The 24,360-nt window shown below is 29.3% G+C and carries 25 protein-coding genes; 10 read left to right on the top strand and 15 right to left on the bottom strand.

The window, feature by feature from the left end; all coding sequences use genetic code 11:
* Positions 1–7: 7 nt before the first annotated feature.
* The 6 genes from priA (at position 8) to atpC (ending at position 6,859) form a co-directional block, all read left to right on the top strand.
* Positions 8–1,963 (top strand): replication restart helicase PriA, encoded by a 1,956-nt coding sequence (priA, locus tag AC5SLO_RS05780; RefSeq protein WP_494573021.1) that lies wholly within the window; start codon positions 8–10, stop codon positions 1,961–1,963.
* A gap of 110 nt (positions 1,964–2,073) precedes the next feature.
* Entirely contained in the window at positions 2,074–2,631 is a 558-nt protein-coding gene (gene atpH / locus AC5SLO_RS05775) for an ATP synthase F1 subunit delta (RefSeq protein ID WP_494573020.1), read from the top strand.
* Positions 2,632–4,167 carry a F0F1 ATP synthase subunit alpha gene (gene atpA / locus AC5SLO_RS05770; RefSeq protein ID WP_494573019.1) on the top strand — a complete coding sequence of 512 codons (1,536 nt, stop codon included), beginning with the start codon at positions 2,632–2,634 and terminating at the stop codon, positions 4,165–4,167. It abuts the gene before it with no gap.
* Positions 4,168–4,170: 3 nt separating this feature from the next.
* A complete protein-coding gene (locus AC5SLO_RS05765) occupies positions 4,171–5,046 on the top strand; it encodes a F0F1 ATP synthase subunit gamma (RefSeq protein WP_494573018.1) in 876 nt (291 codons plus the stop codon).
* A 2-nt stretch (positions 5,047–5,048) separates the two neighbouring features.
* Positions 5,049–6,467 (top strand): F0F1 ATP synthase subunit beta, encoded by a 1,419-nt coding sequence (gene atpD / locus AC5SLO_RS05760; protein ID WP_271516186.1) that lies wholly within the window; start codon positions 5,049–5,051, stop codon positions 6,465–6,467.
* Complete coding sequence (atpC, locus tag AC5SLO_RS05755; RefSeq protein ID WP_271516187.1) at positions 6,467–6,859, top strand: ATP synthase F1 subunit epsilon; 393 nt, start codon at positions 6,467–6,469, stop codon at positions 6,857–6,859. The genes atpD and atpC overlap by 1 nt, the downstream gene beginning before the upstream one ends.
* Here atpC and AC5SLO_RS05750 read toward each other — a convergent pair.
* The 12 genes from AC5SLO_RS05750 to metX form a co-directional block, all read right to left on the bottom strand.
* The gene (locus AC5SLO_RS05750) at positions 6,849–7,328 is read right to left on the bottom strand and encodes an RNA pyrophosphohydrolase (protein ID WP_494573017.1); all 480 of its coding nucleotides are present in this window, start codon (positions 7,326–7,328) and stop codon (positions 6,849–6,851) included. The two genes, atpC and AC5SLO_RS05750, sit on opposite strands and share 11 nt — an antisense overlap.
* Positions 7,329–8,468, bottom strand: coding sequence for a S41 family peptidase (locus tag AC5SLO_RS05745; RefSeq protein ID WP_494573016.1), 1,140 nt, complete (start codon positions 8,466–8,468; stop codon positions 7,329–7,331).
* Positions 8,465–8,815, bottom strand: coding sequence for a ribosome silencing factor (rsfS, locus tag AC5SLO_RS05740; protein ID WP_494573015.1), 351 nt, complete (start codon positions 8,813–8,815; stop codon positions 8,465–8,467). The genes AC5SLO_RS05745 and rsfS overlap by 4 nt, the downstream gene beginning before the upstream one ends.
* 17 nt (positions 8,816–8,832) lie before the next feature.
* Positions 8,833–9,366: a nicotinate (nicotinamide) nucleotide adenylyltransferase gene (gene nadD, locus AC5SLO_RS05735; RefSeq protein ID WP_494573014.1), complete on the bottom strand. Its 534-nt coding sequence runs from the start codon at positions 9,364–9,366 to the stop codon at positions 8,833–8,835.
* On the bottom strand, positions 9,347–10,585 hold the full coding sequence (locus AC5SLO_RS05730; RefSeq protein ID WP_494573013.1) for a glutamate-5-semialdehyde dehydrogenase: 1,239 nt from the start codon (positions 10,583–10,585) through the stop codon (positions 9,347–9,349). Before AC5SLO_RS05730 ends, nadD begins: the two co-directional genes overlap by 20 nt.
* A gap of 13 nt (positions 10,586–10,598) precedes the next feature.
* On the bottom strand, positions 10,599–11,705 hold the full coding sequence (gene proB / locus AC5SLO_RS05725) for a glutamate 5-kinase (RefSeq protein ID WP_494573012.1): 1,107 nt from the start codon (positions 11,703–11,705) through the stop codon (positions 10,599–10,601).
* Positions 11,695–12,678 carry an Obg family GTPase CgtA gene (gene cgtA, locus AC5SLO_RS05720; protein ID WP_494573011.1) on the bottom strand — a complete coding sequence of 328 codons (984 nt, stop codon included), beginning with the start codon at positions 12,676–12,678 and terminating at the stop codon, positions 11,695–11,697. The genes proB and cgtA overlap by 11 nt, the downstream gene beginning before the upstream one ends.
* Positions 12,679–12,707: 29 nt before the next feature.
* Positions 12,708–12,962, bottom strand: coding sequence for a 50S ribosomal protein L27 (rpmA, locus tag AC5SLO_RS05715; RefSeq protein ID WP_006997689.1), 255 nt, complete (start codon positions 12,960–12,962; stop codon positions 12,708–12,710).
* A 12-nt stretch (positions 12,963–12,974) separates the two neighbouring features.
* Positions 12,975–13,379, bottom strand: coding sequence for a 50S ribosomal protein L21 (rplU, locus tag AC5SLO_RS05710; protein WP_494573010.1), 405 nt, complete (start codon positions 13,377–13,379; stop codon positions 12,975–12,977).
* Positions 13,380–13,443: 64 nt separating this feature from the next.
* A complete protein-coding gene (gene gloB / locus AC5SLO_RS05705) occupies positions 13,444–14,163 on the bottom strand; it encodes a hydroxyacylglutathione hydrolase (protein WP_494573009.1) in 720 nt (239 codons plus the stop codon).
* Positions 14,164–14,760: a methionine biosynthesis protein MetW gene (gene metW, locus AC5SLO_RS05700; protein ID WP_271516200.1), complete on the bottom strand. Its 597-nt coding sequence runs from the start codon at positions 14,758–14,760 to the stop codon at positions 14,164–14,166.
* A gap of 2 nt (positions 14,761–14,762) precedes the next feature.
* A complete protein-coding gene (gene metX, locus AC5SLO_RS05695; RefSeq protein ID WP_494573008.1) occupies positions 14,763–15,881 on the bottom strand; it encodes a homoserine O-acetyltransferase MetX in 1,119 nt (372 codons plus the stop codon).
* A 190-nt stretch (positions 15,882–16,071) separates the two neighbouring features.
* Between metX and hisC the strand changes: the two genes are divergently transcribed.
* Together hisC and AC5SLO_RS05685 are read left to right on the top strand one after the other, a co-directional pair.
* On the top strand, positions 16,072–17,154 hold the full coding sequence (gene hisC, locus AC5SLO_RS05690; protein WP_494573007.1) for a histidinol-phosphate transaminase: 1,083 nt from the start codon (positions 16,072–16,074) through the stop codon (positions 17,152–17,154).
* Between the two features lie 2 nt (positions 17,155–17,156).
* On the top strand, positions 17,157–18,053 hold the full coding sequence (locus tag AC5SLO_RS05685) for a prephenate dehydrogenase (RefSeq protein ID WP_494573006.1): 897 nt from the start codon (positions 17,157–17,159) through the stop codon (positions 18,051–18,053).
* On the opposite strand, the gene AC5SLO_RS05680 is transcribed toward AC5SLO_RS05685, so the two are convergent.
* The 3 genes from AC5SLO_RS05680 to AC5SLO_RS05670 are packed head-to-tail and all read right to left on the bottom strand — an operon-like array spanning position 18,050 to position 21,625.
* Positions 18,050–18,811: a C40 family peptidase gene (locus tag AC5SLO_RS05680; protein ID WP_494573005.1), complete on the bottom strand. Its 762-nt coding sequence runs from the start codon at positions 18,809–18,811 to the stop codon at positions 18,050–18,052. The genes AC5SLO_RS05685 and AC5SLO_RS05680 overlap by 4 nt on opposite strands.
* On the bottom strand, positions 18,801–20,177 hold the full coding sequence (locus tag AC5SLO_RS05675; RefSeq protein ID WP_494573004.1) for an AmpG family muropeptide MFS transporter: 1,377 nt from the start codon (positions 20,175–20,177) through the stop codon (positions 18,801–18,803). Before AC5SLO_RS05675 ends, AC5SLO_RS05680 begins: the two co-directional genes overlap by 11 nt.
* Before the next feature lie 2 nt (positions 20,178–20,179).
* The gene (locus AC5SLO_RS05670; RefSeq protein WP_494573003.1) at positions 20,180–21,625 is read right to left on the bottom strand and encodes a TrkH family potassium uptake protein; all 1,446 of its coding nucleotides are present in this window, start codon (positions 21,623–21,625) and stop codon (positions 20,180–20,182) included.
* 90 nt (positions 21,626–21,715) lie between these two features.
* Between AC5SLO_RS05670 and AC5SLO_RS05665 the strand changes: the two genes are divergently transcribed.
* A complete protein-coding gene (locus AC5SLO_RS05665; RefSeq protein ID WP_494573002.1) occupies positions 21,716–23,278 on the top strand; it encodes a lysine--tRNA ligase in 1,563 nt (520 codons plus the stop codon).
* On the top strand, positions 23,278–24,330 hold the full coding sequence (locus AC5SLO_RS05660) for a quinone-dependent dihydroorotate dehydrogenase (RefSeq protein ID WP_494573001.1): 1,053 nt from the start codon (positions 23,278–23,280) through the stop codon (positions 24,328–24,330). Before AC5SLO_RS05665 ends, AC5SLO_RS05660 begins: the two co-directional genes overlap by 1 nt.
* Positions 24,331–24,360: the final 30 nt, after the last annotated feature.

Below are 24,360 nucleotides of genomic sequence, written 5' to 3'. Positions count from 1 at the left end.
TAAAGATATGAAAGTACCGATTCTTATACCAAATATTTTTAATCATCCTTTTACCTACAATTCTGATTTAACTTTAAAAGTTGGAGACTATGTTCTGGTACCCTTTGGAAAGTCAGAGGTGACTGGAGTTGTGTGGGATGACTTTGAAAAAAAAACAAATAAAAATTTTGCAATTAAAAAAGTTTTAAGGAAATTAGATGTTCCACCCTTAAAGAAAAATATAATTAAATTTTTAAACTGGTTTTCAGAATATAATATGACACCTAAAGGTATGGCATTAAAATTATTATTATTAAGTAGTGGCGCTATAGAAAAGTTACCAATTGAGGCTTATGAAACATTTAAAATAGATATCAAAGAAAATAAAATAAAACTTTCCAAAGAACAAAAAAATTCATTAAAAAAAATGAATGTATTAAATCAAAAATTTAGAGTTCATGTTTTACAAGGCACTACAGGCTCAGGTAAAACAATGGTCTATTTTGAGGCTTTAAAAGAGATAATTAATAAGGGTTTTCAAGGGTTAATTCTATTACCAGAAATAGGATTAACAGGACAATTTCAAAATAAATTTATAGAATTTTTTGGTTTCAAGCCGGCTGTATGGCACTCAGGCATTACAAAAAAAAATAAAGAAATTATTTGGAGTGGAATAGCAAATGACAAAATTAAAGTTGTAATTGGTGCTCGGTCTTCATTATTTTTACCTTTTAAAAAACTAGGATTAATTATTGTTGATGAAGAGCATGATCAATCTTACAAACAAGATGAGGGAGTAACTTACAATGCTAGAGACATGGCAATTTCAAGAGCATCTTTTGAAAATATTCCAATTAATTTAATAACCGCAGTTCCCTCTATTGAAACTTATGACAATATTAAAAAAGGCAAATATAGTTTATCAAAACTTGATCAAAGGTATTTAAATGCATCTTTGCCAAAATATGAAATAATTAATCTAAATAATTCCAAACTTGAATCTCAATCCTGGATATCTAAAGAAACAATTGAAAAAGTAAATTTACATCTTGAAAAAAAAGACCAAGTTTTATTTTTTTTAAATAGAAGAGGATTTTCCCCACATGTTTTATGTAAAAAATGCTTTACTAGCTATTCATGTCCAAATTGCTCAATAAATTTGGTATATCATAAAAACAAACAAAATTTGTTATGTCATTACTGTGGCTATAAAGCTTTACTAAATAGAGATTGCTGTAAAGAGGGTAAATGTGATTTTATTTTTAGTGGTCCTGGTGTTGAAAGAATATCAGAAGAGGTTAAAAAAATTTTTCCCACTCAAAAAACAACTATATTTTCCAGTGATACAATGAATAAAAAAAGTTCTTTGGATGTTATAGAAAAAATTATAAATAATGAAATCCAAATTTTAATTGGGACTCAATTAATTTCTAAAGGATTTCATTTTCCAAGTTTAAATTGTATAGTAGTAGTTGACATTGATTTATCATCACAAGGTCATGACCTAAGAGGTGCTGAAAAAAACTTACAGTTATATCATCAACTTTCAGGAAGAGCAGGTAGAACAGGAAAACCAGCAACTGTTTATTTTCAAACTTACAATCTAAATACCAAAATGATTACTGATATTACCAATAAAGATCCTGATATATTTTTAGACAAAGAACTTGAAATTAGAAGAGAAAATAATCTTCCACCGTTTCAAAGATTTATTGCCTTAATAATTACTGGTAACAATGAAAGAGAACTTGAAAAAGAAGCTTATAAGTTTAAAAGTTTTATAGAAAATGCTGTTGATGGTAGAGTGCTTGGACCTGTAAACGCTCCTATATTTAGATTAAAAAGAAGATTTAGAGTAAGGCTTTTGATTAGGGGTAGAAAATCTTTAAAAGTTCAAAATTCACTTTCAAAAGTCATTGAAAAATTCAAATTTCCTGCTGGAATGAAACTAACGGTTGATGTTGACCCAATAAACTTCAATTAATGCAGAAAAAACAAGACTTTTAGACAATGTGTGACTTGAAGAGGTAGGAGTCATATGTTAATTAAAACAAAATTTTAATAAATCTTCTAATATTTATAAGGAACAATAAATTGAGCAAAAATAAAGTTTTTTCTGAAACATCGGCTGATAGATATTCTCTTGCACTTTATGAATTAGCAATAGAAGCTAATAATTTAAGTGAGATCGAGGTTCATTCTACTTCAATTATTAATTTAATTGCTTCAAGTGAAGATTTTAAATCTTTAATAAAGGATCCAACAAATAGCAAAGAAGATCAATTGAATGCTCTAAGTAAAATTTCAGAACAATATAAAATAAATGAATTATTAACAAAATTTTTAAACTTTCTAATATCTAAAAGGAGATTCTTTTATGTGGATAAAATTCTAAAAAGCTTTGTTGAAACATGTTCAGTCAAAAGAGGTGAATTAAAAGCAGAATTAACTTCTGCAAAAAATCTTACTGAAAAGGAAATTAACAACATAAAAGAAGAATTAACTAAAAACTTTAGTTCAAAAATAAAATTAAACTACAAATATGATGCAAGTTTAATTGGGGGTTTGATTGTGCAAGTCGGAAGCACAATGGTGGACACTTCCATTAAAAATAAATTACAACAAATCGAAAATAGGATGATAGAGGCATAAATGGATATAAACCCATCAGAAGTAACAAAGATATTAAAAGAGCAAATTAAAAAATTTGGAGATAAAGCGGAAGTGACTGAAGTTGGTCAAGTTTTGTCAGTAGGAGATGGTATTGCTAGAGTGTACGGATTAGACAATGTTCAAGCTGGAGAAATGGTAGAATTTTCCGATGGATCAAAAGGCATGGCTCTAAACTTAGAAAGCGAAAATGTTGGAGTTGTAATTTTTGGAGATGATAGAAAAATTAAAGAAGGTGACGTTGTTAAAAGAACAGGTAGTATTGTTGATACACCTGTTGGAAAAGAATTATTAGGAAGAGTTGTTGATGGATTAGGAAATCCAATCGATGGCAAAGGTGCTTTAGATAAAGCAACTAAAAGAAGTAGAGTTGAAGTAAAAGCTCCTGGAATTATTCCAAGACAATCTGTTAGTGAACCTATGCAAACAGGCTTAAAATCAATTGACAGTTTAGTTCCAGTTGGAAGAGGACAGCGTGAATTAATTATTGGGGATAGACAAACTGGAAAAACTGCAGTTGCTATCGATGCGATCATTAACCAAAAAAAAATAAATGAATCTGGTGATGAGAAGCAAAAACTTTACTGTATCTATGTCGCTATAGGTCAAAAAAGATCTACAGTTAGACAAATTCAAAAAACTTTAGAAGAAGCTGGTGCAATGGAATATACAACAATTGTTGCTGCTACTGCTTCAGATGCAGCACCACTTCAGTTTTTAGCACCATATACAGGCTGTACTATGGGTGAATACTATAGAGATAATGGTATGCATGCATTAATCATTTATGACGATTTATCTAAACAGGCTGTAGCTTATAGACAAATGTCACTTTTATTAAGAAGACCTCCAGGAAGAGAAGCTTATCCAGGAGATGTATTTTATTTACATAGCAGATTACTTGAGAGAGCAGCCAAGCTTAGCGATGAGCATGGCGGAGGTTCATTAACCGCTCTTCCAATAATTGAAACGCAAGGTGGAGACGTATCTGCTTTTATTCCAACTAACGTTATATCAATTACAGATGGTCAAATATTTCTTGAAACAGAATTATTTAACCAAGGAATTAGACCAGCGATCAACGTAGGTCTATCAGTTTCTAGAGTTGGATCTGCAGCACAAACAAAAGCAATGAAAAAAGTTTCTGGTTCAATGAAGTTAGAGCTTGCTCAATATAGAGAAATGGCTGCCTTTGCACAATTTGGATCTGATTTAGATGCATCAACACAAAAACTTTTAAATAGAGGTTCAAAACTAACTGAACTTTTAAAACAAAAACAATATTCTCCTATGACAGTTGCCGAGCAAGTAATTTCAGTTTTCTGTGGAGTAAAAGGTTATTTGGATGATGTTGAACTTAAAGATATTGCTGAGTTTGAGTCTAAGATTATTGAAAAATGTAAATCTGAAAAACCAGAAATTTTAAAGTCTGTTTTAAGTTCAGGTAAACTTGAAGAAGATACTGAAAAATTATTAGTTGAAACTATCATTGAACTTAAGAAGAACTTTAATTCTTAAAATATGGCAACACTAGACGACTTAAAAAAAAGAATAGCGAGTGTAAAGTCTACACAAAAAATTACCAAAGCCATGAAAATGGTTGCGGCAGCTAAACTTAGAAGAGCACAAGAAAATGCTGAAAAAGGAAGACCTTATTCTGAAAAAATGAATAACATTATTCTTAATTTATCTAGTGGCATTTCTGATAAAGAAAATGCCCCTAAGCTTCTTTCTGGAACAGGTGAAGATAAAGTGCATTTATGTATTGTATTAACATCTGATCGTGGTCTATGTGGTGGTTTTAATACAAATATTATTAAAAAAGCCAAAGCATATTTTCAAAAAATATCTGATGAGGGAAAAACTTTAAAGATTATAACAGTTGGCTCTAAAGGGTATGATCAATTAAAAAGAGTTTATAAAAATGATATTGTAGAAAGAATATCTTTTAAAGATTCAAAAACTATTAATTATCTAGATGCTGAAAAAGTGGGTAAAATGATAATTGAAAACTTTGAAAAAAAAGAATTTGATGTGTGTACAATTTTTTATAATAAATTTAAAAATGTAATTACTCAAATACCTCAAGAACAACAAATAATTCCTTTAAAAACATCTGAAGCAGAAGAAAATTCTTCTGAGGATAATTATGAATTTGAACCAGATGAAGATGAAATTTTAAGCAATTTATTGCCTAAAAACATATCTACTCAGATTTTTAAAGCGATGTTAGAAAATTCAGCTAGCGAACAGGGCTCAAGAATGAGTGCAATGGATAATGCAACCCGTAACGCAGGTGAAATGGTTGACAAGCTAACTATTGAGTATAATAGAAGTCGTCAAGCAGCTATTACAAAAGAACTAATTGAAATTATATCAGGAGCGGAAAGTTTATAATTATGAGCAAAGGAAAAATCACACAGATCATTGGAGCAGTAGTAGACGTAAAATTTAATGGAGAATTGCCAGAAATTTTATCAGCATTAGAATGTAAAAATGGAGACAACAGATTAGTTTTAGAAGTTGCTCAGCACCTTGGTGAATCAAGCGTAAGAACTATTGCAATGGATGCTACTGAAGGATTAAAAAGAGGAGACGAAGTAACCGCAACAGGTGCTCCTATCCAAGTTCCAGTTGGTCCAGAGACCTTAGGTAGAATTATAAATGTAATAGGTGAACCTATTGATGAAAAAGGTGAAGTAAAAACAAAAGAGAAATGGCCAATCCATAGAGCTGCACCTGAATTTAGTGATCAGTCAACAGAGACAGAAATTCTAGTTACAGGAATTAAAGTAGTTGATCTATTAGCACCATATGCCAAAGGAGGAAAAATTGGTTTATTCGGAGGTGCGGGTGTTGGTAAAACAGTACTTATTATGGAATTAATTAACAACGTAGCAAAAGCCCATGGTGGTTTTTCTGTGTTTGCTGGTGTTGGTGAAAGAACTAGAGAAGGAAATGATCTTTATCACGAAATGATAGACTCAGGCGTTATTAAGCCAGAAGGCCCAGGATCAAAAGCTGCACTAGTGTATGGTCAAATGAATGAACCCCCAGGAGCTAGAGCAAGAGTTGCCTTAACAGGTTTAACTGTAGCTGAATATTTTAGAGACCAAGAAGGACAAGACGTATTATTCTTCGTTGATAATATCTTTAGATTCACTCAAGCAGGTTCAGAAGTTTCTGCACTATTAGGAAGAATTCCTTCAGCAGTTGGATATCAGCCTACACTTGCAACAGATATGGGTAACCTTCAAGAAAGAATTACAACTACTAACAAGGGTTCTATTACATCTGTACAAGCAATTTATGTACCAGCAGATGACTTGACTGACCCCGCACCTGCAACATCTTTTGCTCACTTAGATGCAACAACTGTATTATCGAGGCAGATAGCTGAAATTGGAATTTATCCGGCAGTTGATCCACTAGATTCTACTTCTAGAATTTTAGATCCTAGAATAGTTGGTGATGAGCATTACAGAGTTGCCAGAGAAGTGCAAAAAGTTCTTCAAACTTATAAGTCACTACAAGATATTATTGCGATTTTAGGAATGGATGAATTATCTGAAGAAGATAAATTAACAGTAGCTAGAGCACGTAAAATACAAAGATTTTTATCACAACCTTTCTTTGTTGCTGAAGTCTTTACTGGTTCTCCAGGCAAATTAGTAGATTTAGAATCTACAATTAAAGGTTTTGCTGCAATATGTAATGGTGAGTATGATCATTTACCAGAAGCAGCATTTTATATGGTGGGTACAATTGAAGAAGCTGTAGAAAAAGCAGAAAAAATGGCGAAAGATGCTGCTGCATAATGAGTGAAGAGTTCAAAATAGAAATTGTAAACCCAGAAAAATCTTTTCTTACAAAAGAAGATGTAACAGAAGTTGTTGTACCTGCTTTTGAGGGAGAAATGGGGATTTTAAAGGACCATATCTCAATTATTTCATTTTTAAAGCCAGGGATTATTAAAATCTTTTCTAAATCAGGAGAGGATAATTACTATGTTGAGGATGGAATTGTTGAATTTAAGAATAATAATTTATCAGTTCTAACAAGTTCAATTTTTAATATCAAAGATATTGATAAAAATAAAATTAGTGAACTACTTACTCAAGCAGAAGAAAATTCAAAAAATAGTGACATTACGGATCAAAATAAATACTTAGTTGATCAAAAAATTGAAGTTTTAAAAACTATAAATTAATAATTTTTCTTACTTGGTCTTGGATATTTCTGTAAACATGCATTTTAAAATCTACAACTAAGTCAGTTATTTTTTCAAGCTCAATCCATTTCCACTCAGAAAATTCAGGTTGTGCAGTTTTAATATTTATTTGATTATCTTGACCTAAAAATCTCATTACGAACCATTTTTGTTGTTGGCCTCTATATTTTCCTTTCCAGATAATTCCAAGTAAGTTTTTTGGTAATTCATAAGAGATTAATCCATCACACTCTTTAATTAGTTCAACATTTTTTATACTAGTTTCTTCTTCTAATTCTCTATAAGCAGCATCCAAATAATTTTCACCCTTGTTAACTCCACCCTGAGGCATTTGCCAAAAATTTTTTTGATTATCTATTCTTTTTGCAACAAAAACTTTATTTTCTTTGTTTAATACAACAATGCCAACTCCACTTCGTAAAGGGAGGTCTAAATTAGCGCTTGTCATTTATCCGTTAAGTAGTTTTATAGCAAAATTTAACTGGTTATCAGTTTCTGAATTGATCTTAAAATCATCAGAACCTTCTACAACTTCAATGTCAGGAGTTACGCCAACTTCTGAAATAGATTTTCCAGATGGAAGATAATATTTTGCAATTGTTAATCTTATGGCGCCTTTATTCTTAAGAGGTATTATTGATTGCACCGATCCTTTCCCGTAACTATTTTCACCTACAATAATTGCTCTTTTATGATCTTTTAATGCACCAGCTACTATTTCAGCCGCAGAAGCCGATCCATAATTAATGAGAACTAATACAGTTTTTCCATCAGTTAAATCACCTTTTTTTGCAAACCATTTTCGATTTTCAGATGGCTGTCTACTTTTCGTTGATACAATTTCACCATTTTCTAAAAAAAAATCAGATATTTTAATTGCCTGAGAAAGTAATCCACCTGGGTTATTTCTTAGATCTAAAATATATCCCTTAAGCTTTTTATTATTATTTAGTTTTTCAATCTTTTCTTTCACTTGTGAGCTACTATTTTCATTGAAAGAAGTTAATCTTATATAACCTATGTTATTTTCTAAAAGTTCAAATTTTACAGATTGAACTTCAATTATTTCTCTTGTGATATTAAAAATTAATGCTTTTTTTTCTCCTCTTCTTCTAACTGTTATTTCTATACTTGAACCAACGGGTCCACGCATTAACTCAACAGCTTCTGTTAAAGACTTTCCTTGAACTTGAGTATCGTTAATTTTAACAATATAGTCACCAGCTTTTAAGCCAGCTTTTGAAGCGGGAGTATTATCTATTGGCGATATTACTTTAACAACACCTGCCTCCATACCTACTTCAATACCTAAACCACCAAATTCTCCGCTTGTTTCAGTTTGCATACTTTCAAAGCTTTCAGGCGTCATATATGCGGAATAAGGGTCTAAAGATTGTAATAAACCATTTATGGCAGCATCCATACTTTGTGACTGATCAATTTCATCAACGTATTCATCATTTATTTTTTCAAGAACTTCACCAAATAAATCAATTTTTTTATAAATCTCAGAGTTATCAGAAAAACTTTTTTGAAAAATAAATAAGAAAACTAAAACAAAAAAAGGAATCTTTTTGATTAGGCTCATATCATCACTTTTTCTTTGGGAATTACTTCAGACCAAATTTTTTCAAGTTCATAAAATTTTCTTTTATCAGGATGGAATATATGGACAATCAAATCAATACCATCGACCAATTTCCAATCTCCGCTTTCTTTTCCTTCAATTTTAGAATTTTTAACTCCATTAGATCTTAATTTTTCCAGTACCATTTCTGATAAAGCTTGAATGTGCCTAGATGAAGTACCACTTGCTATGATTAAGTAGTCTGCCATTGAACTTTTATTTTTAAGATCAATTGAAACAATATCTAAGGCTTTATTGGAATCTAGTGTTTCTAAAATTAAGTTTTTTAAATCTGAGTTTTTTTCCATTAATATATTTAACCTTATCAAACTTTTCTTAATTGAGAAGATGAAATATTAACCTTCTTAAATTTAATAAATGATAATCTTTTTTTATTCACACCATTATAAGTGACTGACTTTAAAGATTTAGCCTTGTATCCTTGTCGATCAAACACTAGGAGATTGCATTTTTTCACAATAGATTTCCACTTGTGCCATTTATGAAAGTTAATAAGGTTGTCAGCACCCATAATAAAATATAGCTCATATTTTTTATTTTTTTTCAGATAGTTGATAAGGTCAATAGTTCTATTAGAGGATATCTTTTCTTCATAAAATCTTATTTTTATGAAATCATTTTTTGCAATTAGTTTTTTTGCAAATTGGATTCTATTTTTTAAATTTGATTTACTAATATCTTTGAATGGATTTTGTTTAGTAATCGCCCAGATGACATTTTTAAGATTAAGTAATTTTTTTGCCTGTTTTGAAATTTCTAAGTGCCCTTTGTGAGCAGGATCAAATGTACCTCCTAATATTCCAATTTTTATTTTTTTGTTATTTTCTAATTTTACCATTACTAACTATTTCGTATTTATATGAAACAAGCTGTCCAAGCCCAACGGGACCTCTTGGAGGTAAGGTGTTTGTGGAAATACCAACCTCACCACCAAAACCAAACTCACCACCGTCAGCGAATTGTGTAGAAGTGTTATGCATAGCTATAGAACTTTTAATATTTTTTAAAAATTGATTGGCTGTTTTTTTATTTTTTGTAACAATAGAGTCAGTGTGCATAGTTCCATATTTATTAATATGTTTTATTGCTTCTTTATAATTTTTAACAGTTTTTACTGAAACAATTGCTGATAAATACTCTGTAGACCAATCCTTATCTTTTGCAGGATATATTTTTCCTTTGTAATTTTTTCTTATAAGGTGATCTCCAAAAATTTTGCAGTTGTTTTCTTCTAATTTTTTTAAAATTGGATTACAAAATTTTTTAATTATTTTTTGGTGCATCAAAATTGTTTCCGTAGCACCACAAATACTAGTATTCCTTAACTTTGCATTATAAACAATGTCTATTGCCATTTTAAGATCAGCATCTTTATCTATGTAAGTATGACAAAGACCCTCTAAATGTCCAATGATAGGTACGGTTGAGGACGCTTGTACTCTTTTAACCAAACTTTTTCCTCCACGTGGAATAATCACATCTATATAATCTTTCATTTTTGAAAGCATGTAATCAACTATTTTCCTATCTTTGGAGTTTATAAATTGGATAAAATTTTGATCTACTTTATTTTCTTTTAGTGATTTTCGAAATAAGTTTGCTAAAATTTTGTTAGTATTTATAGCTTCTGAGCCACCTTTTAATATTACTGCATTCCCAGATTTAAAACATAAACTTGCAACATCAGATGTAACATTAGGTCTGCTTTCATAAATTATACCCAATACACCTATGGGTACAGACACCCTACTTATTGTTAAACCGTTTGGTCTACGCCATTTTTCTAATATATAATCAACTGGATCTTTAATTTTTACAATTTTTTCAATAGATTTTTTTATACCAACTAATTTTTTATGATCAATTGTAAGCCTATCTATTAAATTATTCTTTAAGCCTTTTTTTTTAGCAAATTTGATATCTTTTTGGTTAGCACTGATTATAGAGTTTTTTTCTTTATCAAGTAATAAAGCATATCTCTTTAAAATTTTATTTTTAGTTCGTGTATCAATTTTATTGAGGATGGCCTTTCTAGCATTTTGGCCAATTGAATTCATAATCTTGTTCATTCTATATTTCCACTATATCATCTTTATGTATAACTTCTGATTTTGCAACATATCCTAATATTTTTTCTATTTCTCTTGAGTGATAACCTTTAATTCGTTCTATTTCATCAGACGAGAATGAACTAAGTCCTCTAGCACATTCATTGTTATTTTTGTCTAAAACTTTTATATGATCACCTTTTTTAAAATTACCAGTTACTTTCTTTACGCCAGCGGCTAATAAACTTTTACCATTTGTGAGTGCTTGTCTTGCACCATCATCAATAATAAGAGCTCCTTTTGGGGAGACAGAACTAATGATCCATTTTTTTCTAGCATCTAATTTTGAAACTTTAGGTAGAAACCACGTACAATTATTTTCCTCAATTATTTTTTTTATAGGTCTATTTAATAAACCATTTGCGATTACCATTTTACAACCTGACAATTGACAAATTTTAGCAGCATCAATTTTTGTTTTCATTCCACCCGTACCAAGATCACCAATACTTTTAGTGGCTATTCTTTCAATATTCTTATCAATATTTTTTATTTCTTTAATAAGTTCGGCATTTTTAAAAATTTTTGGATTTTGAGTGTAAAGACCATTAACATCTGAAAGCAATATAAGTGTGTCTGCTCTAGATATTTGAGCAACCCTTGATGCCAACCTATCATTGTCACCATATTTTATTTCAGTTGTTGCCGTTGTATCATTTTCATTTACAATTGGTATGAAGCCTAACTCAAATAAATTATCAAAAGTTCTTTTTGCGTTTAAAGCCCTTCTTCTTTGTTCAGTATCCTCTAGTGTTAAAAGAATCTGAGAAATATTAATTTTTAACTTTGAGAAAGTTCCTGAAAATAAATTCATCAACTCTATTTGACCAATTGATGCAACAGCCTGGCTTTTATCAATTTTAAGATTTTTTTTATTTATGTTGAGTTTTTTGCAACCCATGGCAATTGCACCAGAGCTTACAATAATTACTTTTCTATTTTTTTTTATTAGTTCTTTAATATCTTTGGCAAATTCAGATAACCATTTATTTCTTATTTTTTTATTATCATCTATCAGTAACGATGAGCCTATCTTAACTACAATAATTTTTGAATTTTCAAGATACATATGAAAGTAATTTAGCTTTTATTTGAGATATTGATTCTTTATCGAGTGTTGAAAGTATAACAACTTCTGAGTTTTTATTTTTAGAAAATTCTTTTAAAATTTGACTTACTTCTTCTTTTTCTAGTAAGTCAGTTTTATTTAATACAATTAATTCCTTTTTTTTTAGTAAATCTTTACTATAGCTACCAAGTTCAGTTCGAACTTGTTTGTAGGTATTTTCAAGATCCTGGTTAGTAATATCTAATAAGTGCATTAAAGTTTTACACCTTTCTATATGTTTTAAAAATTGAATACCTAATCCCACTCCTTCATGTGCGCCCTCAATTAAACCTGGAATATCAGCTAATGTAATTTCTTTATCATCATAACTCGCAACTCCTAAATTTGGGTTTAATGTCGTAAATTTATAGTTAGCTATTTTTGGCATTGCATTTGTGATGGCAGCTAATAAACTTGATTTACCTGCATTAGGCAATCCCACTATCCCAACATCTGCAATAGTTTTTAATTGTAACCAAATTATATATTCTTCTCCTATTGTACCCTTAGTGAATTTTTTTGGTGCTCTATTAGTAGAACTTTTAAACCTTGTATTTCCAAGTCCACCTTTGCCACCATTAGCAACAACAAATTCTTCACCTTCTTTTTTAAAGTCAAAAATTAAAGTTTTATTATCTTCCTCAAAAACTTGTGTTCCTATTGGTACTTTTAAAAATAAATCATTACCGCCACGACCAGTACGGTTTTGTCCTGATCCATTTTCTCCACGTTCAGCTTTATGATGTTGTTGGAATCTGTAATCAATAAGTGTGTTTAAATTTCTTTCAGATCTTAAAATTATGGAGCCACCTTTGCCACCATCACCACCATCAGGTCCGCCGTATTCAATAAATTTTTCACGTCGAAAACTTGGAGAGCCATGTCCTCCATTGCCTGCTTTTACATAAATTTTAACTTGATCAAGAAACTTCATAATACAACTCTCAGTTTTTAGTTGTACTACTAATTGGGTTTTACTGAAACGAATGTTCTGTCTGATTTACCTTTTTTAAAAACAACTTTACCTTCAACAACAGAAAAAATAGAATGATCTTTACCCATACCTACATTTTCGCCAGGAAAAATTTTTGTTCCTCTTTGTCTTACTATTATGTTTCCAGGAATTACTACTTCACCACCGTATTTTTTAACGCCCAGTCTTCTACCAGCACTGTCTCGTCCGTTTCTTGATGATCCACCTGCTTTTTTTGTTGCCATAATTTACCTAATTTATTTACTTGCTACTTCTGCTTCTACTTTTTCAACTTTTTTAGTTGGTTTTATCATTTTTCCTATTTCAGATAAAACTTTACCATCTTTTGAAAAAATTTTGCTAATTCTAATTAATGAAAACTGTTGTCTATGTCCATTTTTTCTTCTTGAATTTTGTCTTCTTCTTTTCTTAAAGATTAAAACAGTTCTATTTTTACCATTTTCAACAAGGTCAGCCTCAACTTTTGCTCCTTCTACTACAGGAGAACCAACTTCAATAGTTTTATCATCACCGTAAGCTAAGATTTCTTTAAATTCAATTTTAGTCTCGGGCTTTGAGTCCTCTAATCTTTCGATTTTAAGTATCTCACCAGCTTTAACTTTGTACTGCTTTCCACCTGTTTGTATTATAGCGTATGACATTGTTTTATCTTTTTTTATAATGAGCAATATAGTCTCGCGCAAATCATAGTCAAGCGTGAATAAGTTAGAAATTGTCCTTTAAATCTCTCAATTTTGAGAACGTTTCAACTTTATTAGATCTAAGAAAAATATTACAATCTAGCTCTTCTCTAATTGTAGATGGAATAGTGGGTAAATTATTTTCTAATTTTTTATCTATAATTTTTATTTTATTTTTAAGATTTTCATTATTTTTGTCATGAGTTATACAAAATTTAGCATTTTGTTTAGTATACTCATGTCCACAGTAAATTTTAGTTTTTAATGGAAGTGCTTTAATTTTCATTAAAGAATTAAACATTTGTTCATAACTTCCTTCAAAAATTTTTCCACACCCTAAAGAAAAAAGAGTGTCTCCAGTAAAAGCAGCCTCCTCATTGAAAAAATAAAAACATATGTGTCCAAGAGTATGACCTGGTATATGAATTATTTTGGCCTCAAAACTTTCCTGTTTCCATATTTCTTGATCATCAACAAGAGTATCTATTTCTGGAATTCTATCTTTATCCCCCCTGTATCCAATAACACGAGCATTATATTTTTTTTTTAACTCTTGATTGCCACCCACATGATCATAATGATGGTGAGTATTGAGTATATATTTTAAATTAATATTTTTTTTCTCTAAGTATTTAATTATAGGTTTTGCTTCACTGGGATCAATAGCACAAGCTATGTTATATTTTTCATCAATAACAAGATAAGAATAATTATCATGTAAACAGGGTATTATTTGAATTTTCATTTATCTTTCAATTAAAAAAATACCCAATTCTGCTGATAAGTTTTTTATATTTAGATTTAATTTATTTATAGTTGATATTTTTTCATTTTTTAAAGCTATTGATTGATCTAGTTTTATATTTCGATTTTCACAAAAATTATAAAAATCTTTCAATGTGCACATATGTAAATTAGGAGTATTATACCATTCGTCAGGTAGGTTTTTTGTAATTGGCATTGTTCCTTTAAGCAATAAGTGAAGTCTGACTTTCCAAAAACCAAAATTAGGTATAGTAACTACAGCTTTTTTCCCAACACGTAATAATTCTTTTATAACAATTTCAGGAGTGAGAAATGCCTGTAATGTTTGACTTAAAATAACAAAATCAAAAGAACCATCTGGAAATTGCAAGAGATCTTTCTCTGCGTCCCCCTCTATAACTGTTAATCCTTTTGATAAACATTTTTGAACATTATTTTTTGAAATTTCTATTCCTCTAATATCTATTTTCCTACTGTTTTTCAGATATTCCATTAGTGTACCATCGCCACATCCCACATCCAGAACTCTAGTATTCTTATTAATTAGATTTGATATTATTTTAAACTCTTGTTTCATATTTAGCTCTTAGAATAAGCTGTTTTAATATAATCACCTAAGGTATTTAAAAATTTAGGGACTTTTAATAAAAATGAATCGTGACCTTTATCAGACTCAATCTCAACAAATCCAACGTCAGCACCTATAGCATTCAATGCAATAACAATTTCTTTATTTTCAGAAGTGGGATAAAGCCAATCGGAAGTGAAGGATATAACAAGAAATTTTGTTTTAGTATTTTCAAATGCTCTAGATAAATTTCCATTATGCTCTTTGATAAGATCAAAATAGTCCATTGCTCTTGTTATATATAGATAGCTATTTGCATCAAATCTATCAACGAATACAGATCCTTGGTATCTTAAATAACTTTCAATTTGAAAATCAGCATCAAAACCAAATTTTAAATCATCTCTTTCTTGAAGCTTTCTTCCAAATTTTTCCTGAAGCCCATTTTTTGATAGATAGGTAATATGTGCAGCCATTCGAGCTACTGACAATCCTTTATCAGGACTTTTATCTTTATTAGAATAGTCTCCATTGTCCCAGTTAGAGTCTGCCATAATTGATTGTCTGCCAAGTTCATTGAAAGCTATGTTTTGTGCTGAATGACTTGCAGTGCAAGCAATTGGTATTGCTACTTTTGCTTTTTCAGGAAAATTACTAACGAACTGTAGTGTCTGCATCCCCCCCATAGATCCACCAATAACAGCAAATAATTTTTCAATATTAAAGAAATTTAACAAGTTAAATTGTGCATTAACCATGTCGTTAATAGTTATAACAGGAAAGCTAGTTCCATATTTTTTATTTGTTTCGAAATTAATTTCATTAGGACCAATTGAGCCCATGCAGCCACCAATAACATTTGCACAAATTACAAAAAATTGATTCGTATCAATAGCTTTACTAGGGCCAACAGCATACGACCACCAACCTTCTTTTTTTGTAATTGGATTAATTCCCGTTACAAATTGATCACCTGTCAATGCGTGAAACACAAGTATGGCATTATCCTTTTTTTCATTTAAGGAACCATAGGTTTCATAGGCCAAAGAATAATTATTTATAGTTTGACCACAGTCCAATTTTAATGGTTTATCAATTATAAGTTTTTTTATACTTAAATCTTTAATCATAAATATTTAGCTAAATTTGAATTGGGAGACAAAAAAACTTATTTAGCGGTTTTTTTAAGCGCTCGCAATTCAGTTAAATCAGCGCATATTTTTTGTACTAGATAGTATTTCTTATGTCAATTTTTTTTAAAAATGACTTATTCTATATGAAAAGTTAGTATTTTATTTATAAAGTGAATAAAATTATAAAATGACAATTCCAAAATTTAAAATATTTAAAATAGAAGCTTATAAGCCTGGTAGGTCAAATATAAGTAAAATTTCAAACCCAATAAAACTATCAGCAAATGAGTCTGCACTCGGGGTAAGTCCAAGAGTATCAAAAATATTGAAAGATAAAAGCTTGTTAATTTCGAAGTACCCAGATGGTAAAGCTACAAATTTAAGAAAGGAGATTGCAAAAAAATATAAGTGCAATTTAGATCAAATAATATGTGGTGCAGGCTCAGATGAAATCATTCAAATGATTTGTCAATTATATCTGAAACCGTTGGATGAGGTGATTGTTCCACAGTATAGTTTTTTAATGTACAGAATTTATGCTCAAATCGTAGGAGCAAAAGTAGTTTTTTCTAAAGAAAAAAATTTTAGAGTTTCGGTTGATGAAATAATTAAAAAAGTAACTAAAAAAACTAAATTAGTATTTATTGCAAACCCAAATAACCCAACTGGAACCTATTTAAGTAAAAGAGAATTAATAGAATTAAGAAAAAAATTAAATAAGAATATTTTGCTAGTTTTAGATGATGCTTATTTCGAATATATGAAAAATAAAGATTATAAACCAAGCTTAGACCTATTTAAGAATATCAACAATGTTGTTGTTATAAGAACATTTTCAAAAATTTACGGATTAGCTTCATTGAGAGTAGGTTGGGGGCATGCAAATAAAAAAATAATTCGTGCAATGAATTTAATAAGACCTCCATTTAATGTTAATCAAATCGCACAGAATGCTGCAATAGAAGCTTTAAAAGATAATAGTTTTATTAATCGATCTGTTAAACACAACATCTTCTATGCAAATAAGATTAAGAAATTTTTAGAAAATTGGAAGATTTTTTCCAATGAAGTTACAGCTAACTTTTTATTGCTAAGTTTTGATAAATGTAAATATTCAGCAAACTTTGTTTTTAATAAACTACAATCAAAAGGAATTATATTACGATCGACTGAGGATGGCTATAATATAAAAAATAAATTAAGATTAACTATTGGTTCAAAAGTAAAAAATGAAAAATTTATAAAAGCAATTACAGATATATTTAATTGATTATGAAAAATATTTTAATTATAGGTTGTGGTTTAATTGGCTCATCTGTATTAAGAGCTATTTCACATTATAAAGTTGCTAAGAACATCTTTGTGTATGAAAAATCAAAATCTAATTTATCAAAAATTAAGAAACTAAAATTACCCTGCACTACAACAACTGATTTCAAAAAAATAGTACCAAATATAGATTTGATAATAGTTTGCACACCGCTTAGTGAATATAAAAGAATCATTTTAAAATTGAATAAATATTTACTACCCAAAACAATTATTACAGATATTGGTTCAAGTAAGGAAAAATCTCATAATGTAATCAAAGAAAATTTAAAGAGAGGAATTTCATGGACCTCTAGTCATCCAATAGCAGGTTCAGAAGTTAGTGGTCCAGAACATGGTAAAAAAGATTTATTTTTAAACAAATGGTGTATTCTTATAAAAGAAATTAATACCAATCAAAAACATCTCTCAATACTAAGAAAGTTCTGGACAAAAATTGGATCCAAGGTTTCCGTAATGAATTCAAAAAAACATGATATTGTCTTTTCAATGACCAGTCATTTACCCCACTTAATTGCTTATAATTTAGTAAAGACTGCAACAGACTTTGAAAAAAAACAAAAGTATGAATTAATCAAGTTTAGTGCAGGTGGTCTAAGGGATTTTTCAAGAATTGCCGCCTCAAATGAAATTATGTGGAGAGATATTTTTTTCAATAATCAAAAAAATATATCTAAAGTTATTGATTTATTCATTAAAAATTTAAAGGCTTTTAAGAAAGATATTCAATCCAAAAATAATCAATCTATAATTAAAAAGTTAGTTGATACAAAAAAGGTTAGAAAAAAAATAATTAGATTAAAACAAGATATCAATAAACCTGATTTTGGAAGAAGTTAGATTTTTATAGAGGATAATTTTTTAACCTCAAGACCTGCTGTTCTTTTAATTCGTTCAATTGTTTTATTAATTGGCATGATTATTACTTTTTTTTCAGGACCATAAGCGTGAATTAATTCTTTGTTACTAATGCATACAGCGATATGACCTTTCCAAAAAATAATATTACCCTTACTAAACTTTTGATTTTTAGAGTTTTTTGGTGAATACTTTATTTGATCCTTGGTGTCTCGTGGGTAAAATTTTCTATTATATAAAAAGAATAACTGTACTAAGGCTGAGCAATCTAAACCTTTATAACTTTTTCCTCCCCAAATATATTTAGTGTTTAAAAAAATTTTAAATATTTTAACAAAGCTTTTTTCTATATGAGATATAATTTTTGTATCAGCTAATTTTATCCATTTATTTTTATTATATTCTCCGAAAGATTTTTCTTTTTTTGATATATTAATTTGAGAGGAGAAAGTTAAATAATTTTTAGTTGGACTAAATTTATTTTTTTTATTCTTTTTATAAATTTTTGCTTTAAGTTTAAATATTTTATGAGTTGGTTCAAACTTTTTTATAAATTGAGGATTCCTGATATAACCTTTATAATTATCACATGCTGTTTTTATTTTAAGCCACCCTTTATTTTTTGAGAGAATTATAAATTTTTCTCCAAAAATTATTTGTGAACTTATAGATGATTTTTTTGAAGGCCTTTCATATATGTTAAGTAAAGAATTAGTTAGAAAATGATTATTATTTTTCATTTAATTTAAGTTTACTCTTAATTAACCATAGACAAATTAAAGATGGTATAACCATAAGAGCAGTTAATATAAAAAAGATACCCCAGTCTCCATTTAACCAATCTACTAACGCACCAGAAGAAGAGGCTAGTGTAGTTCTACCAGCAGTACCAATTGAGGCAAGCAATGCATACTGGGTTGCCGTATAGGTTCTGTCCACTAATAAAGAAATAAAAGCAACAAAGGCAACTGTTGCAAATGCTGCAGCTATATCATCAAAAATTACCGCAAAAGCAAAGAGTAACTCTGATTTTTCACTCCAAGCAAGCAATGTAAACAATAGGTTCGTTGATGCCATTAAAATTCCAGCTAAAAACATTGCTTTAAGAACTCCAGACCGAATTACAAAAAGACCACCCAACAATGTAAAGACTACAGTAGTAATCCAACCAAGAGTTTTTGAGTAAATTGCAATGTCTCCTTTTGAAAAACCAATTTCTTTATAAAAAACAATCGACATTCGCCCCAAAAATGCTTCACCAATCTTAAATAAAAAGACAAAGCTTAAAATACCAACTGCTATAGAAAATCCATTATTCTTAAAAAAACTTATTATAGGACCAGCCATTGTGCTTCCTATCCAAGAAATAAAGTTACTAATGATATTTTTTGAACCAATTTTATTTTGTATTAATAAATCAATTTCCTTTTGTTTAGATTTTCGTTCTGTTGAAATTGATTCATGTACAAACATTAAACCGATGTTCATTAGAATAATCAATATACCTAGAATTAAAAATGTCATTTGCCAATAATTAGAAATACCAATGTTTTCAAAGAATTGAGCTGTAAATAGTGCAACCACGCCACCTAACTTATAACCACTCCACCAACCAACAACAGAGACTGCTGCGCCCGCAGCCATTGATTTATCCTCATTTTTTCCTATCTGCTCTATTCTCAGAGCATCTACAGTTATGTCTTGAGTGGCAGATGCAGTGGCAATAATTAAACCAATAGTAATTAATAAAGTTAGATTTTCTGTTGGGTTTAAAACACTCCATGTGCATAAACAAGCTAGGATTATAATTTGCATTATGACTATCCAAGCTCTTCTATGACCTATTCTTTTTGTAAGGATAGGTATTTGAAATCTATCAATTAAGGGAGCCCACAAATAGTTAAAAGCATATACTGCAAATATTAAACCAGCCCATCCAATTGTTGATCTACTTAGTCCATCTTCTTTAAGCCACAGACTTAAACTACTCCCAATTAATACCCACGGAAATCCAGAGATTGCACCTAATAATAATATTCTGAGCATTCTTTTATCGAAATAGATAGAGAATGTTTCTGAGAGTGATTGTTTTTTGATTTCAATCATAATTAATTTCTCCAAAAGGAAGGTAGAAATAATACCAGTATAGCAAAAAGTTCTAATCTACCTAATATCATTCCAAGTGTTAAAATCCATTTAGAAATTTCAGGTAGGCTTGAAAAATTACCATTTGGTCCAATTATTGAGCCTAATCCAGGACCAACATTTGATATTGATGTTGCAGCTCCTGAAATTGAGGTAATAAAATCTAAACCACTTAAAGATAGAAAAGCTGTAATTAAAAAAAATATAACCAAATAAAGAAATATAAAAGAAATAATGGATGCCATAAATTTATCATCAACATTATTTTTGTCATATTTTATTATAAAAACACCCTTAGGATAAATAATCTTTTTTAGTTGATTAACTATGAACAAATATAAAATTTGGATTCTAAAAATTTTTACTCCACATGCTGTAGAACCAGCGCATCCACCAATAAACATCAATGTTAAAAAGAAAATTAATGGAAAATTACCCCATCCATCAAACTCTCCAGTCACATAACCTGTACCACTTAAAATCGAGATTACATTAAAAAAGATTACCCTTAAACTTGTTGGAGAAAAATTGTTACTTTGAAAAAGTAAATAAATAAAAAGTATAATAATCGAAAAAATGATTATCTTTAAAAATGATCTAATTTGTACATCAGAAATAAAAATTTTTTTATCACCATTTAAAAATTTTATATAGGCAATAAAAGGTAAGCTACCCAAAATTATAAAAATCATTGATGATATTTCGATTGATAAACTATTAAAATGTCCAATAGATTCATTATAGTTTGAAAAACCACCAGTTGCTATTGTTGTCATTGAATGAGTTAAGCTATCAAAAAAATTCATTCCAAAAATAGAGTAAGTAAAAGCACAAAGAAAAGTTAAACTTAAATAAACATAAATTAACCTTAGGGAAATTTCTTTTGATTTTGGTAAAATTTTTTCTGATGAGTCATTGCTAGAAATCTTAAATAATTGCATTCCTCCAACGTTCATTATTGGCATTAGTGTTATTGCCATTACAATTATACCAATTCCACCAAGCCATTGAAGCATGGCTCTCCACAATAGTATTGATTTAGGAGCTTCATCCAAATTAGATATAATTGTTGATCCGGTGGTTGTGATACCAGACATACTTTCAAAAAATGAGTCTGTTATTGAAAGCTCTAAAGAGGAAAAGATAAAAGGCAAAGAACCAAATATTGCAATACTCAACCAAGAAAGAGCGGTTAATAAAAAAGCTTGTTGTAGATTTAGTTTTTTATCATGATTAAGGTTAGATAAAAAAAATAAAACCCCAAATATGATTGAAATTATAGACCCCCCAATAAATGAGGAGTCAATTTCTGAATAAATAAATTGAGCAAGAATTGGTATCATCATGGAAATTCCAAGAATAATTTGCAAAACACCCAAGGTGAAAAAAACTGTTTTATAATTAGACATTTTGAAAGAACATTATTTTATGGTAAATAAATTTCAACTCTATAAGAATTAATAAAAACACCAAATATAAGATATTTGTTATTAAACAAAGTGATTGAAAAAGATAATTTAGATAAAACCAACGCATGGCCTTTTGTTGAGGCTAAAAAGATGTTGCGTGAAAGAAAATCATTTATAGATAAAAAAGGTAAAATAATTTTACAAACAGGCTATGGTCCAAGTGGACTTCCTCATATTGGTACATTTGGTGAGGTTGCCAGAACATCGATGATGGTTAATGCTTTGAAACAACTTACTGATATTCCAACTGAAATTATAACGTTCTCTGATGATATGGATGGTCTTAGAAAAGTTCCAGAGAATGTTCCTAATCAAGAACTTTTAAACAATAATCTTCATAAACCATTAACACAAGTCCCAGATCCATTTGAAAAATTTGCAAGCTTTGGTGAACACAACAATGAAATGTTACAAGATTTTTTGAATAAGTTTAATTTTGAGTATAATTTTAAAAGCTCCTCTGTGCTTTATAAAAGTGGCTTTTTTAATCCAACTCTTCAAATAATTTTAGAAAACTACCAGGGTATTATGGATATAATTCTTCCAACATTAGGGAAGGAAAGACAAAGAACTTACAGTCCATTTTTACCAATTTGTCCAAATACAGGCAAAGTTTTAGAAATTCCAGTTTTAGAAATTTTAAAAGATAAATCAAAAATTATTTTTGATAATAATGGTGAAAAACTTGAAACTAGTATTTTAGATGGAAATTGTAAATTACAATGGAAAGTTGATTGGGCAATGAGGTGGTATGCTTTAGATATAGACTTTGAAATGTACGGAAAAGATTTGATTGAAAGTGCGATATTGTCATCGAGAATAGTAAAGTTAATTGGAAAAACGAACCCATCTGGTTTTGCCTATGAACTTTTTTTGGATGAAAAAGGTGAAAAAATATCGAAATCAAAAGGTAATGGAATTACAATTGATCAATGGTTGGAGTATGCATCTCCCGAGAGTCTTTCCTTATACATGTATCAAAATCCTAAAAGAGCCAAAAAACTATATAAAGAAATAGTACCCAAAACAGTAGATGAGTATTTGGATCTCATAGAAAAAGCAAAAAAACAAAATGAACTTCAGTTATTGATGAATCCAGTATGGCATGTACATAATGGAAAAATTCCTAAGGAAGATACGATAATGAGCTTTTCAATGCTTTTAAATCTAGTAGAGACTAGCAATGCAGACTCTAAAGAATTACTTTGGAAATTTGTAAAAAAATATAAGAAGGATATTTCTGAAAAAGATCATCCTATTTTTGATAACTTGATTGGTTATGCTATTAAATATTTTAACGATGTAATCAAAATTCAAAAAAAATATAAAAAAGCAAACGATAGTGAAAAAAAAGCTTTAGAGGCACTTATTAAGACTTTAGATGAGTGTAATGATAAAATGTTACCTGAAGATATTCAGACATTAATTTATTCAACAGGAAAAGATAATGGATATTCAGAAAACTTACGCGATTGGTTTAAACTAATTTATGAAGTTGTTTTTGGAGACGAAAATGGTCCAAGGATGGGTTTTTTTATAAGCTTTTTTGGAGTGAACGAAACTAAAGAATTAATAAAAGAAAAAATAAAATAATGTTTTCAAAATTTAGATCACTAATCTTTAAGTTTGATCCTGAAACAGCTCATAATTTAGCAATTAAGTCTTTAAAATTAAATTTACTACCAAATTTATCTAATCAAGAAAAAGATGACTCATTATTTAAGACTAAATTATTTGGAAAAGAAATTAATAATCCTATAGGAATAGCAGCTGGTTTTGATAAAAATGCTGAAGTTTATAATTCTCTTTTTAAACTTGGCTTTGGCTTTGTAGAAGTAGGAACCGTTACACCACTAGAACAATATGGAAATCCAAAACCAAGAGTTTTTAGACTAGTAGATGATCAGGCTCTAATAAATAGATTGGGATTTAATAACTTAGGCTCAGAAAATATTAGCAAAAGAATTAAGTCAAATCCAAATAAAGGTTTACTGGGTGTTAATATTGGTCCAAACAAAGATAGTGAAGATCGACTAAATGATTATTTAATTGGACTTAGGGTTTTTCATAATATTGCTGATTACATCACTATCAATATATCTTCACCTAATACAGAAAACTTAAGAAATTTTCATGATAAGTCTAAATTTGACGAACTAATGGACTCGATAGAAAAAGAAAAAATTAGACTAAAATCCAAAATACCAATTATAGTAAAAATTTCTCCAGATATTTTAGAAGAACAAATTGAAATAATTTGTAAAACTTTAATACAATATAAAGTTAGTGCAATAATTGTTTCTAATACAAGTGCTAAAAATAGAGATAAATTAAAAGATATTCTAAAACATCAAAAAGGCGGCCTATCAGGAAAACCTCTGGAAGAAGAAGCGAATAAATTAATAACTAAATTCTATAAAATATTAAATGGAAAAATTGAGATTATAGGAGTTGGAGGTGTAGACTCAGGAGACAGTGCTTATAAAAAATTTCAGTCAGGAGCAAGTTATGTACAACTATATACTGGAATGGTTTTTCAGGGGCCAAACATAGTAGGAAAGATTAAAAAAGAGCTTAAAGAAATATTAATTGCTGATGGTGTTAAGAATTTTAAAGAAATAGTGGGAAAGAAGCTGGCTAATTAAGCCTAATAAACTTGACGAGTTCTTTAACAC

The sequence above is a fragment of the Candidatus Pelagibacter sp. PS_44 genome (assembly GCF_059417735.1).
This window is presented reverse-complemented; position numbering and strand designations above follow the sequence as displayed.